The sequence below is a fragment of the Clostridium sp. AM58-1XD genome (assembly GCF_003464085.1).
GTDB lineage: Bacteria > Bacillota > Clostridia > Lachnospirales > Lachnospiraceae > Lachnoclostridium_A.
In genome coordinates this window covers 30,929-44,117 of the sequence record NZ_QSDR01000010.1, presented here as the reverse complement: position 1 = coordinate 44,117, position 13,189 = coordinate 30,929, and the positions used below count along the sequence as shown (strand labels likewise).

11 protein-coding genes and 1 pseudogene are annotated in these 13,189 nt (G+C 46.4%); 11 read left to right on the top strand and 1 reads right to left on the bottom strand.

Annotated features, from left to right (window positions below; translation table 11 throughout):
• The 11 genes and pseudogenes from DXA13_RS07895 (at nucleotide 1) to DXA13_RS07845 (ending at nucleotide 11,270) form a co-directional block, all read left to right on the top strand.
• The gene (locus tag DXA13_RS07895) at nucleotides 1-747 is read left to right on the top strand and encodes a Stp1/IreP family PP2C-type Ser/Thr phosphatase (protein ID WP_118243171.1); all 747 of its coding nucleotides are present in this window, start codon (nucleotides 1-3) and stop codon (nucleotides 745-747) included.
• The gene (gene pknB, locus DXA13_RS07890) at nucleotides 741-2,984 is read left to right on the top strand and encodes a Stk1 family PASTA domain-containing Ser/Thr kinase (RefSeq protein WP_118243169.1); all 2,244 of its coding nucleotides are present in this window, start codon (nucleotides 741-743) and stop codon (nucleotides 2,982-2,984) included. Before DXA13_RS07895 ends, pknB begins: the two co-directional genes overlap by 7 nt.
• A 5-nt stretch (nucleotides 2,985-2,989) precedes the next feature.
• Nucleotides 2,990-3,868, top strand: coding sequence for a ribosome small subunit-dependent GTPase A (gene rsgA / locus DXA13_RS07885; protein WP_118243166.1), 879 nt, complete (start codon nucleotides 2,990-2,992; stop codon nucleotides 3,866-3,868).
• A 2-nt stretch (nucleotides 3,869-3,870) separates the two neighbouring features.
• The gene (gene rpe, locus DXA13_RS07880; protein WP_118243164.1) at nucleotides 3,871-4,533 is read left to right on the top strand and encodes a ribulose-phosphate 3-epimerase; all 663 of its coding nucleotides are present in this window, start codon (nucleotides 3,871-3,873) and stop codon (nucleotides 4,531-4,533) included.
• A complete protein-coding gene (locus DXA13_RS07875; protein ID WP_118243162.1) occupies nucleotides 4,530-5,180 on the top strand; it encodes a thiamine diphosphokinase in 651 nt (216 codons plus the stop codon). Before rpe ends, DXA13_RS07875 begins: the two co-directional genes overlap by 4 nt.
• Before the next feature lie 95 nt (nucleotides 5,181-5,275).
• Entirely contained in the window at nucleotides 5,276-5,869 is a 594-nt protein-coding gene (locus DXA13_RS07870; protein WP_118243160.1) for an ECF transporter S component, read from the top strand.
• A gap of 171 nt (nucleotides 5,870-6,040) precedes the next feature.
• Nucleotides 6,041-7,320: pseudogene (serS, locus tag DXA13_RS07865) on the top strand (serine--tRNA ligase).
• A gap of 14 nt (nucleotides 7,321-7,334) precedes the next feature.
• Nucleotides 7,335-9,179 (top strand): hypothetical protein, encoded by a 1,845-nt coding sequence (locus DXA13_RS07860; protein WP_147348004.1) that lies wholly within the window; start codon nucleotides 7,335-7,337, stop codon nucleotides 9,177-9,179.
• A gap of 169 nt (nucleotides 9,180-9,348) precedes the next feature.
• Nucleotides 9,349-10,038, top strand: coding sequence for an aspartate/glutamate racemase family protein (locus DXA13_RS07855; protein ID WP_118243156.1), 690 nt, complete (start codon nucleotides 9,349-9,351; stop codon nucleotides 10,036-10,038).
• 59 nt (nucleotides 10,039-10,097) lie between these two features.
• Nucleotides 10,098-10,463 (top strand): VOC family protein, encoded by a 366-nt coding sequence (locus DXA13_RS07850; protein ID WP_118243154.1) that lies wholly within the window; start codon nucleotides 10,098-10,100, stop codon nucleotides 10,461-10,463.
• A gap of 297 nt (nucleotides 10,464-10,760) precedes the next feature.
• Nucleotides 10,761-11,270, top strand: coding sequence for a hypothetical protein (locus DXA13_RS07845; protein WP_118243151.1), 510 nt, complete (start codon nucleotides 10,761-10,763; stop codon nucleotides 11,268-11,270).
• Between the two features lie 70 nt (nucleotides 11,271-11,340).
• On the opposite strand, the gene DXA13_RS07840 is transcribed toward DXA13_RS07845, so the two are convergent.
• A complete protein-coding gene (locus tag DXA13_RS07840) occupies nucleotides 11,341-13,080 on the bottom strand; it encodes an NFACT RNA binding domain-containing protein (protein ID WP_118243149.1) in 1,740 nt (579 codons plus the stop codon).
• Nucleotides 13,081-13,189: the final 109 nt, after the last annotated feature.

Here is a 13,189-nt window from a genome sequence, read left to right as displayed (position 1 = left end):
ATGAAGGCTTGTGCCATGACAGATGTGGGAAAGGTCAGAAAGATCAACCAGGACTATATCTTTTCTTCACCGGAGCCTGTGGGAAAGCTCAAAAATCTTTACATAGTTGCAGATGGAATGGGCGGTCACAAGGCTGGCGATTATGCTTCCAGGTTTCTCGTGGAGAATCTGGTAAACTACGTAAAAGAGGCCGAGGGTGAGAATGAGATAACAATTCTGAAAGAAGGAATCCGTACAGTCAACGGAAAACTTTACCAAGAGGCTTTGAAAAATGAAGATTTAAGCGGAATGGGAACCACACTGGTAGCGGCTTCCATAGAAGGCAGCAATTTAAACGTAGCCAACGTCGGGGACAGCAGAATGTACCTGATCCGTGACGGAAGAGCGAACCAGATTACGAGGGATCACTCTTATGTAGAAGAGATGGTTCTGCTTGGCAGGATGAAGCGCGGCAGTGAGGATTACCAGAGAAAGAAAAATATTATTACGAGAGCGGTGGGGACTCAGGCGCACGTAGAGGCGGATTTTTTTGAAATTACCCTGGAGGAGCATGACTGCCTTCTGATGTGTTCCGACGGCCTTACAAATATGCTGGACGATTCGGAAATCGAGCAGATCGTATCGTCGGACAGGAGTCTTAAGGAAAAGACGGAGAAGCTGATCGGGACAGCCAATGAAAAAGGGGGACGGGATAATATCGCAGTCATTCTGATCGAGCCCCGGATAAGCGAGGTGAACATATGCTGAGAGCTGGAGTATTCCTTCAGGACAGATATGAAATCCTGGAGCGGATTGGTTCCGGCGGCATGTCTGACGTTTATAAAGCGAAATGCCACAAGCTGAACCGAATGGTCGCTGTCAAGGTTTTAAAGGAAGAATTCTGTTCCGATGAGGGATTTATAAGTAAATTTAAAATGGAGGCCCAGTCTGCTGCAAGACTTGCCCATCCGAATATTGTCAGTGTATACGACGTTGTTGATGAAGGCGTCCTGCACTACATTGTGATGGAACTGGTAGAAGGGATCACTCTTAAGAATTATATCGCTAAAAAAGGCCATCTGGACGTCCAGGAGACGATTGGAATTGCAATTCAGGTCGCTCAGGGAATTGCTGCGGCTCATGACCAGAATATCATTCACAGGGATATAAAGCCGCAGAATATTATTATATCACGAGACGGAAAGGTGAAGGTCACTGATTTTGGCATAGCTAAGGCTGTCTCTTCCCAGACGATGAGCACAACTGCGATCGGTTCCGTGCATTATATTTCTCCCGAACAGGCGAGAGGCGGATACAGCGACGCGAGAAGCGATATCTATTCCCTGGGAATTACCATGTATGAGATGATTACGGGGCGCGTGCCTTTTGAAGGCGATAATACGGTAACCGTGGCTCTGGCTCACCTGGAAGAACCGATTACGCCTCCGGGAACGTATAATTCTAAAATTCCGGTCAGTCTGGAAAAGATAATTCTCAAAAGTACGGAGAAGAAGCCGGAATTTCGCTATAACACGGCGGTCGAAGTGATTAATGACCTGCGCCATGCCCTGATTGAGCCAGATGTGGATTTTGTTAAAATGGTACCGGGAATCGATACGACGGCCGCAACCGTTACGATCAGTGAAAAAGAACTTGCACAGATTCGTCAGGGCAGCGGGAAAAAGGATGGGGAAGCTGCGGTACCTTATGTTTCAGAGGTCACCAGGACGGAAGGTCCGGCGCATACTGAGGAGAGACAAAAGCATCAGCCTGACCAGGCCCCTGCTGCAGAACCGGAAATCAAACTTCCGTTTGAGGATGAGCCGGCCAGGGCATATCGTGAGGAACCGGTCAGAGGAACAAAGAAAAAACAGAATTCAAAGCGAAAGCGGAAAGTGGATGATGAAGAAGATGTCAATCCACAGATCGAGAAGATTCTGACAGGTTTGGGGATTTTTGTAGCCATTTTATTCGTGGCAGGTCTTATCTTTCTGTTTGCCAAAGTTGGAGGCCTGTTTAAAATGGGATTCACGAAGGACGACAAGACGACCGTGGCGGTGGAGGAGACATCTGAGGCTATGGACGATACAAAGACCGAGATGCCCCCTGTTGAGGGACTTACGATTGATGAAGCGGAAGCGAAGTTAAAAGAGAAAAATCTCGTCATGAAGGTCAGAGAATATCAGGAATCGGAAGAAATTGACGAAGGCATCGTCATATCACAGGAAAAAGCAGCAGGAAGCAGCGTGGAAAAATACTCCACCGTCTATGTCATAGTAAGCAAAGGTTCCGGCAAGATCAATCTGATGGAGCTGGGACTGGAAAAAATGGACGAAGCTGAGGCGGCCCAGCTCCTCACAGATAAGAAGCTGGCGGTTACCATCGAGCGGGAGAACAGCGAAAGCATTGAACAGGGAAAAGTAATCCGGTTTTCTCCGGAGAAAGCGGCGGAGGGAGAAAGCGTCGTGCTGGTCGTCAGCAACGGTTCGGAGAATGCCATGACCACGGTTCCGAATCTTGTTGGTGAAACAGAGGAAGAAGCAATTGCACTTCTCGCTGAAGCCGGACTCGTTCCAGGCACCACCAATGTAGACACCAGCAATACCGTTCCGAAGGGCTCTGTCATGAATCAGGAGGCCCCGGCAGGTACGGCTATCGCAAGAGGAAGTGCCATCGGCTATGTGGTCAGCAGCGGACCGACGGAAAACAGGGTGCGTTACGTGGCAGCTATTAATGAAACATATGATTTGAGTACGCTTGTAGGTCCGGGTTCGGGAAGTGTCAGCTTGGAAGTGACGATCAGGCTGAAACAGATTGTAAATGGGGCGCCTGAGTATACCCCGCTTATGCCTGCTACGGAAATCACAGGTTCCACTCTTCTGCCGATCAGCTTCTCAAATATTGAGGGAGCACCTGGCGTACAGACAGGAGAACTGGAAATTATCAATGTGGATACAGGGGCGGTAATAAAAACATATCCGCTCACGTTTTTCCCGCAGGAGTAGTCGGAATGAAAGGAAAAATTATTAAAGGCATTGCTGGTTTTTATTATGTTCACGATGGGATCAGCAGAGTATATGAGTGTAAGGCGAAGGGGATTTTCCGCAACAGGAAGATAAAGCCTCTCGTGGGAGACGACGTACAGTTTGACGTTCTGGACGAAGGAGACGGGGAGGGAAATATCACTGAAATTCTGCCGAGGAAGAATTCTCTGGTCCGTCCGGCAGTAGCAAATATCGATCAGGCACTGGTAGTATTTTCCATTACGAATCCAGAACCGAATCTGAATCTGCTGGACCGGTTCCTGGTTATGATGGAGTATCAGGAGATTCCTGTTGTTATCTGCTTTAATAAGACGGATCTGACGGCAAAAGAAGACGAAGAAACCTACAGAAAAATTTATGAGTCTGCGGGATACCGCGTGATCTTTACCAGCACATACGAAAAGTCAGGCTTAGAAGAAGTGAAAAAACTGATTACAGGAAAGACTACAGCCTTAGCCGGTCCGTCCGGCGTTGGAAAATCGTCCATGACAAACCGTCTGTACCCGGAAGCGGCCATGGAGACCGGTTCGATCAGTGAGAAAATCAAGCGGGGAAAGCATACGACCAGGCATACGGAACTGTTTTTTCTGGGAGATGAAACGTATATGATGGATACGCCCGGCTTCAGCTCCATGTATGTGGAGGAAATGGAAGAAAAGGACTTGAAAGACTATTTTCCGGAATTTGCTGCGTATGAGGAGGCGTGCAGATTTTTGGGCTGCGTCCATATCGGTGAAAGAGTATGTGGGATTAAAGAGGCTGTGGAAGAGGGGAAAATCAGCCGCAGCCGGTATGAGAATTACTGCCTGATGTATCAGGAGTTAAAAGATAAGAGGAGGTATTGAGTATGCTTATTTTAGCACCGTCGCTGCTTGCGGCAGACTTTAAAATTCTGGGAGATCAAATCAGAACGGTGGCAGAAGCCGGAGCCGAATATATTCACATAGATGTAATGGACGGGGCATTTGTTCCAAGCATTTCATTTGGCATGCCGGTTATTGCCAGCGTGCGGGAGTGTACGGATAAAATTTTCGATGTACACATGATGGTGGAAGAACCTGGCCGTTATATTGATGACATGAAACAGGCAGGCGCGGATCTGATCTGTGTTCATGCAGAAGCATGCTGTCATCTGGACCGTACGGTTCAGCAGATTAAAGAAGCCGGGCTTAAGGCAGGCGTAGCGTTAAATCCAGCGACTCCGCTGAATGTACTGGAATATGTTCTGGACAGCGTCGATATGGTGCTTTTAATGTCGGTAAATCCCGGTTTCGGAGGACAGAAGTACATTCCGTATGTGACGGAAAAAATCAAACAGCTGCGCGCCATGATAAGGGAGCGGGGACTTAAAACAGATATTCAGGTGGACGGCGGCGTCAGCCCTGCAAACGTCAGGGAGCTGATCGAAGCAGGCGCAAATGTTTTTGTAGCCGGTTCTGCTGTGTACAAAGGAGATGCCGCAGCAAATACTAAGGAATTCCTGAGGATTTTCGGAGAGTATGACAAATGAGAACATGTCTGATTCTTACAGGCGGAAGCCTGGACATGGAATTCGCACAAAAATATATCGGGGGCCGTACATTCCATAAAATAATTGCGGTAGATGCAGGTCTGGCGAAGGCTCATGATCTGGGCCTGGCCGTTCACGCGGCAGTGGGCGATTTTGATTCTCTGGATCAAGATACCCTGGAGAATTACAGAAAGAAAAACGGCATTGAATGGGACATCCACAAACCGGAAAAGGATGAAACAGATACGGAACTTGCCATATATACGGCTCTGAAATCAGGCTGTGAGGAAATTGTCATGCTGGGAGCGATGGGGGGACGTCTGGATCATACCATAGGAAACCTTCATCTGTTGTATTATTGCCTGGAGCATGGAATGGCAGCGTGTATGGTGGACGAAAAAAACAGGGTTTCTGTTCTGAACAAAGGCAGAGCATTTAAAAAAGACAGCCAGTGGGGAAAATATATATCGTTCCTTCCCCTGACTTACGAGGTAAAGGGCATTACCCTGACCGGATTTAAGTATCCCCTTTATAAAAAGGATATTGTCATCGGACCTTCTCTGTGCATCAGCAATGAAATCGAAGAAGAAGAAGCCTTGCTGGAGTTCACAGAAGGTGTCCTGATCTGTGTAGAATCGAGAGATTGATACTGGACTGGTTGAAAAATATGTAACTGGCTGTTTATAACATTCCACTTTTTGTGTATGATAAGGAACATCGTGAATAGCAAGGAGTGGAAAAGATGAAAGAGAGTAGTGAAAAAGTATATAAGATCGTACTGACTGGACTGATGGCCGCATTATGCTATGTGTGCTTCATGTTTCTTAAAATTCCGATTCCGACATTCGGCGGAGATATGGTGGCTCTTCATATAGGAAACGCTTTTTGTGTGCTGGCCGCCATTCTGCTGGGCGGAGGTTATGGAGGTGCTGCAGGGGCGATCGGAATGACGATTGCGGACCTGTTTGATCCGGCTTATGTGACGAGCGCACCGAAGACATTCATTCTGAAACTGTTTATCGGGCTTGTGAGCGGATTTGTGGCTCACCGGATCGCCCACATTACAAGGGATCACAGCCACAGCTATATTTTTAAATGGACGCTGATATCTGCTGTAGCCGGTCTGGGCTTTAATGTGATTATGGACCCGATCGTCGGCTATTTTTACAAAAATTATTTTCTCGGCGTAGAATCATCCGCTGCAAAGATTATGTCTACGTGGGCGGCAGGAGTCACATTTATCAATGCAGTCGCGGGAACAGCCGTGGTTGTTGCCGTTTATATGGCAGTCAGGCCGATCCTGAAAAAGATGAACCTGTTTTTGCAGGTGAAATAGGGGAAAAACCGGAAAAGGGCTTTTCTTTCCTTCCAAATTGTAGTATAATCATGCGCAGATTCATAAGAATTTGCGCTTTTTTCAGTCATTGAGGACATTGCCTATGATTGAAAATATGCTTTGCAGCGAACATACGGCGAAAAAAGAAGAAAAAATTCCAGGAGGAAAATTATGTTAGATTTAAAATTTGTCAGAGAAAATCCTGACATCGTAAAACAGAACATTAAAAATAAGTTCCAGGACAGCAAGCTCCCTTTAGTTGATGAAGTGATTGAACTGGACACAGAAAACCGTTCAACTAAGGCAGAGGCAGACAATCTCCGTGCCAGCCGCAATAAGCTGTCCAAACAGATCGGCGCTTTGATGGGTCAGGGTAAGAAAGAAGAGGCTGAAGCAGTAAAACTGCAGGTAAGCGAAGGCGCAAAACGTCTTGCAGAGCTGGAAGCGGCTGAAAAAGAGCTGGAAGAAAGAATCACAAAGATCATGATGACCATACCGAATATCATCGATCCAAGTGTCCGATCGGAAAGGACGACAGCGAGAACGTTGAAGTTCAGAGATACGGCGAGCCGGTTGTACCTGATTTTGAGATTCCCTACCATACGGAGATCATGGAAAAATTCAACGGAATTGATTTAGACAGTGCCAGAAAAGTGGCAGGTAACGGATTCTACTACCTCATGGGAGATATCGCAAGGCTGCATTCAGCTGTGATTTCCTATGCGCGCGATTTCATGATTAACCGGGGATTTACTTACTGTATTCCGCCTTTCATGATTCGAAGCAACGTGGTGACAGGCGTAATGAGCTTTGCGGAAATGGATGCCATGATGTACAAGATTGAAGGTGAAGATCTCTATCTGATTGGTACCAGCGAGCATTCCATGATCGGCAAGTTTATTGATACGATTCTTCCGGAGGAAAAGCTTCCGCAGACTCTGACAAGCTATTCACCATGCTTCCGTAAGGAAAAAGGAGCACACGGCCTTGAAGAAAGAGGCGTTTACCGGATTCATCAGTTTGAGAAGCAGGAGATGATCGTTGTCTGCAAACCGGAAGACAGCAAGATGTGGTATGAAAAGCTGTGGCAGAATACAGTTGACCTGTTCCGCTCTATGGATATTCCGGTTCGCACACTGGAGTGCTGCTCCGGCGATCTTGCAGATCTGAAGGTGAAGTCCGTAGACGTAGAAGCATGGTCTCCAAGACAGCAGAAATATTTTGAGGTTGGAAGCTGCTCCAACCTGGGTGATGCGCAGGCCCGCCGCCTGAAAATCCGTGTAAACGGAGAGGACGGAACGAAATATTTTGCCCATACGCTGAATAATACCGTAGTAGCTCCGCCGAGAATGCTGATCGCATTTTTGGAGAATAACCTTCAGGCAGACGGCAGTGTTCGGATTCCTGAAGTACTTCAGCCTTATATGGGCGGAATGAAAGAAATCCGGTAGATGTTGGGGATTATATGATGGAATTAAAAGAGAGACGATTACAGAGAATGGAATACCTGCTTGCCCTGGCGGTATTCCTTCTCTTTGGCTTTCTGGTCAATGCTGGAATCCGTACGGACGGATACTGCCTGGATGATCTTTATCTTTGGTACTGTTATGACCAGGAGCCTTTTTTAAAGTATATTTGTCCTTTGGGAGGGACGAAATTCCGCCTTGTATTTAATATTTTAAGCTATTTGGAACTCTGGCTTCTGGGACCAAATATCCGATTTACCGTGGCAGTCAATATCGTACTGAACTGTTTCGTAGCCCTTACGATTTTCCACTGCACAAAGGTGATTGGAAAACGGACGATGCCGAGCTTGTTTGCCGGACTGGCATATCTGCTTTCCCATTTTTCCTATTATCAGATTTCCCAGGCATATGGCCTGATGGAGACGGTCGCTTTATGGGGCTCTTTTGCGATCCTGTTTCTCTTATATCAGTATATGCAAAAGGAAGACGGCCACAGGGAATTCCTGCTGGCAGATATCATATATGTGATTACATGTCTAACGCATGAACGCTTTATGGTACTGACTGTTGTGATGGTGGTGGCAGTCATCCTGAAACAGGCCGTGCTCAGGCGCTCACCGGAAGGAAAAAGGGAGTATCGGATGATTCTCACGGCTCTGGCCGCATTTCTTGTTGTAGCAGGACTCCGGTTTCTGGCGATGGGAAGTTTTACGCCCGCCGGAACAGGGGGAACAAATGTAACAGAGACATTTTCCGTAACGCAGGCCCTTAAATTCGCAGTCAGCAATGTTTTATATGTATTTGGAATCAATGCAGGATATATTCACCTGTGCGGCGTCGAGTGGATCAACGTGCCGATGAAGATCAAGCTGATTGTATATCTGATGGATGCAGCGCTGCTGGGCATTGTCGCTCTGGCCATATGTGCTGCATGGAAAAAGAAGAACCGAGTGGAATATCTATGTAACGCAATCATGATCCTGACGTTCCTGGCGATGTGCATTGGAGCAGCCAGCTCTACGATCCGCGTGGAGATGCGATGGGTTTACGTCACGTATGCCGGAGCGCTGTTCTTTCTGATTTTCCTCTGTCGGATCCTGGATATGGAAGGCGGAAAAAGAACGGCTCTTGCCGGACGGATCCTGCTTTTTGGATATTTTCTGCTGCTGGTTCCTGTCGAACTGTTCTACAGGAGCAATTACGGAAATCTGTATTACTGGCCCACACAGCTGCGGGCGAATTCTCTGGCTGAGGTGACATACGGAACGTATGGGGATCAGATTTTCGGATCAGAGATTAAGATTATCGGCAATCATTTTAAGCTGGACGACTATATTATCGATACCTTCTGGAAGCCTTACAGGAAAGATAAATCCCTGGAGACTCCAAGGGTAACTTTTCTGAAGGACCTGGAAGAGTTAGGCCCGGTTACGGATAAGGATCATGTGTTCGTTCTGAAGGAGGACAAGATCCGGCAGCGCTATATCGATATAACTCCTCTTGTAGAGGTGGAAAAATTCAAGACGATATATGGATATTATGAAGACAGCTGGATGGACCAAAAGGCGGCTGTAGATATATTCACCGGAACCAGCGGGGAAATCCGCTTCGACTGTTATTACCCAAGGCCTTTAAAGGGAGGAGAGACGATTACCGTCTCATCTGAAGGAGAGGTTCTGACCACCTTTGAGCTTACGGATCAGTGGCCGATCTTTACAATCCCGGCACCGAAGCAGCAGTATGTACCGCTGGAATTCTCCATGAATTTCTATGTGGAAGACGCGGAAGAGGAGCCGAGAGGCGATACCCCGATGAGTATGATTGTGATTTTTACGGCGGAGTAAAGCGGAGTTTGCGTTTCCCGTACAGTTTCTGACGCCAAATGTTGTTCCAGGCAGTAGTTGCCAAGCCGCAAAATTTGGCGCGGAAACTGCTGTCAGATGGCGGCGGAGTTGAAAAGCTGGTATAGATATTTGAGCTGCCAATGTATGAATATATAAGGGGGATGGGCATATGAAGACGATTGGTTTGTTAGGTGGGATGAGCTGGGAGAGTACGGTTACGTATTACCAGGTGATTAACGAAGTAGTAAAAAGGGAGCTGGGCGGGCTGCATTCTGCAAAAGTTCTGCTGTACAGCGTGGATTTTTCGGAAATTGAAACATGTCAGGCGGCGGGAGACTGGGACAAAAGCGCGGATATTCTGGCAAAAGCCGCCCAGAGCCTGGAAAAAGCGGGAGCCGATTTCATCGTTATCTGTACGAATACGATGCATAAAGTAGCTCCACAGATACAGAGCCGTATTCACATTCCGATTATCCACATTGCAGAAGCTGCGGCAGAAGCGCTGGAAGCGAACTGCATAAGGAAGGTGGCTCTGCTTGGAACAAAATATACCATGACACAGGAGTTTTACAGAAAAAAGCTGGAAGATGCAGGAATCACGGTGCTGGTTCCTGAAGGGCAGGACATCGAACTTGTGAACGATGTAATCTATAACGAACTGTGTCTTGGAATCATTTCAGAAGAATCAAAAGAAAAATATCTCCGGATCATCGAGAAGCTGAAAGCTCGGGGCGCTCAGGGAGTAATTCTGGGCTGTACGGAAATCGGCCTTTTAATTCAACAGAAAGAATCGTCCCTTCCTGTTTTTGATACAACGCAGATACATGCGGAAAAGGCCGCCATGGCGGCAATCCGATAATAGGCAGAAACCTGGCGGCCTGTGAAGGATATAAAATATATAAAAAGGAGAAATGCCCTATGATTACATTCAATCACTTTAATTTTAATGTACTGAATCTGGAAAAGAGCCTGGCGTTTTATAAGGAAGCCCTCGGGCTTGAACCGGTCCGCGAAAAAAATGCAGAAGACGGTTCCTTTAAACTCGTATTTTTGGGTGACGGACAGACGGATTTTAACCTGGAGCTCACATGGCTCCGCGACAGAACGGAACCATACAACCTGGGTGAGTGTGAATTTCATCTGGCATTCCACGTAGATGACTATGATGAGCTTTTCAAAAAGCATCAGGAGATGGGATGCGTGTGTTTTGTAAATGAAAAAATGGGAATTTACTTTATCTCCGATCCGGATGGTTATTGGATTGAGATCATTCCGAGGAAATAAACGGATATTCCCCAAACCTGAAGTAGGACAGAAAAAATAGTGAAGCCCCGGAAAAGCGAGGAAATATTGCTGAGGGTGTTGCAAAAAGGAATAAAGCATTGCCGTGGCACAACTAATTCGACTTTTTGCAACACCCTCTTTTCGTAACTTTTAAGGAGCGGGGAAACAGCATAACAGCATAATCCGATTTTTATTATGCCTCTAGCTACTTTTGCTGAAGTATTCAACGAGCTTGGAAAACCTAAGTATGCTTACTTTACCACAAAAGAACCGCTCTGCTTAAAGGAGGATTGTATCGTGCAAAATGGCATCTCTATCGTTTTACGTATTCTCATTTTGTGTTTACTTGTATGCCTGCCGGCCGCTTTTATTCGGGCTTTATTTTCAGCGAAACATAAGAGGAAAAAAAACTTTATACATACATTTTCGATAGTACTTTTATTTTCACCCATTATATTAATAGCAATTTGGGTACTCTATGAAATCTTTGGCATGGGAGTAAATCATATTGCCACCAAGAGACAGACAGAGCAGTTGCAGGCGAATTTGGAGAATACGATTCCGGACATTCAGATTGTGGATATATATTCCGAAACCGGGAATACATCAGGAACGGGGAATCACGTTGACTGTCTATCTTCCATAACATTTTCAACACAGCTGCAAAAGTCTGAAATAGAAGATTCAATGTCTGAATTCTATACATTCAATGAATGGAATTGCTATGTGAAAAATACAGATGATGGGTATTATTTGTTCTATATAAATACATCAGCCCCATTTATAGGCAATATAGAAGGGCACTAACTTCCCGTTGATCGGCTGATTTAGTTACGCCTTGAAACTGAATCCTGTACATGGGGCAATATTTTATATCTTACACTTCTTTAAAATTACAGGAAGGAGAGGCCACGAGAGAATAATTTGTGTGATAGATGACGAATCCCGGAGCGCCACCCGTCACCTTCTTTACTGATTTTCTCTGGACATAATCGATCTCCACCTTGTCATTGCTGCGCCCTTTCGAGTAGTAGGCAGCGATGGCTCCCGCCTCTTCAAAGACGCGGTCAGGCAGTTCCTTTCCCTCCGATTTTACGATCACATGGGATCCGGGAATTCCCTTTGCATGGAACCACCAGTCGTTGCCGGAAGCCAGCTTAAAGGTAACTTCCTCATTCTGATAATTATTTTTCCCTACATAGATGTGGAAGCCGTCAGTTGAAATATAATGGTATGGCCGGCTCGTTATTTTGGGCCGCTTACTTCCGTATGGTCTCTTTTTCACATAGCCATATTCCATCAGTTCCTCTTTGATCTGAACGAGGTCGTCTTCTTTCAGTGCAATATCGAGGGCCGTGCTGATGGATTCCAGATGGTCGATCTCCTGTTTTGTCTCTCTCGTCTGGTCGGTAAGCGCTTCAAAGGTACGCTTCAGCTTGTTGTATTTGTCGAAATGCTTCTGGGCGTTTTCCTTGGGAGACAGCTGCGGATCCAGAGGAATTTTAATTTCTTCGTTTGTGTAGTAGTTTAAACAGCGCAGTTCCTTTTCGCCGCCGGAAAGCTCATAGCCGTAAGTATTGATCAGTTCTCCGTATACCTTGTATTTATCCCGTTTTTCCGTATCCTTCAGCTGTTTCAGCTGGAGGTCGTATTTTTTATAGCTGCGCTCCAACAGCGTCTGTACGATTTTCCGCAAATCAGAGGATTTCTGTTTGATACGGGTAATCGTATTTCTGGAAGAATAGTAATCGTCCAACAGCTCGCTGACAGAAGAATACGGCATTGATGTAAACGCACCGCCGTCAAAGCACGTAAGAGGAAGGGAGGAAAACTCCACAGGTTCTCCGTTCTGACAGATGATATTGGGGCAGAACCGTCCACCTTTAATATCGTCCATCATGAGGGCGAACGTGTGATAAAGATGGATCAGCTCCAGTTCGGACAGTTCATTGGCAGGTATATCTCCGTCGATGGAAGCCAGATGGGCAAGCTCCGTTCCGATCACGGGGCTGATGCCTGTAAACTTCTGATACAGCGCCTTCTGAAGCGGAGCAGGCGTTCCCTTCATGATTTCTATAAAGCGGTCTTCCTGAACGGCCAGGGGATTTTCTTTTTCCACCGTCTGAGGGATGAAATACTGTCTGCCGGGCAGAACCTCCCTGACAGAACTCATCTGAACGGAAACATGTTTGATACCGTCCAGAATCGTTCCGTCCTCTTTGCAGAAAATGATGTTGCTGTGTTTTCCCATCATTTCGATCATCAGCCTCTTGCGGCATAAATCGCCCAGCTCATCCAGATGTTCAAATTCCATTTCGATTACGCGCTCAAGGCCGGGCTGGGATATGGTAATGATTCTGGCGTTGCCGATGTGCTTACGCAAAAGCATGCAGAAATTAGGAGCCGTCATAGGCCCCTGTTTATTGGTATCCGTAAAATAGATCAGAGGAAGGCTGGCGCTTGCAGAGATCAGCAGGCGGTGAGTCTCCTTCTGGTTTTTTATAGTAAAAAGCAGTTCATCCTTTTCCGGCTGGGCGATTTTCGCTACTTTGCCGCCCTCTAAAGCAGCCTTCATATCGCGGACCAGGTTTGCAATTACAATTCCGTCAAAAGCCATTTGTGTTACCTCCAATACCGGTTAGTCAGGCAAAAACAGGCCTGATCTTCATATTTTAGAAGTATATCACAAATTATAGGCAGGGAAAAGGGTTTTCCATTGAATCGGC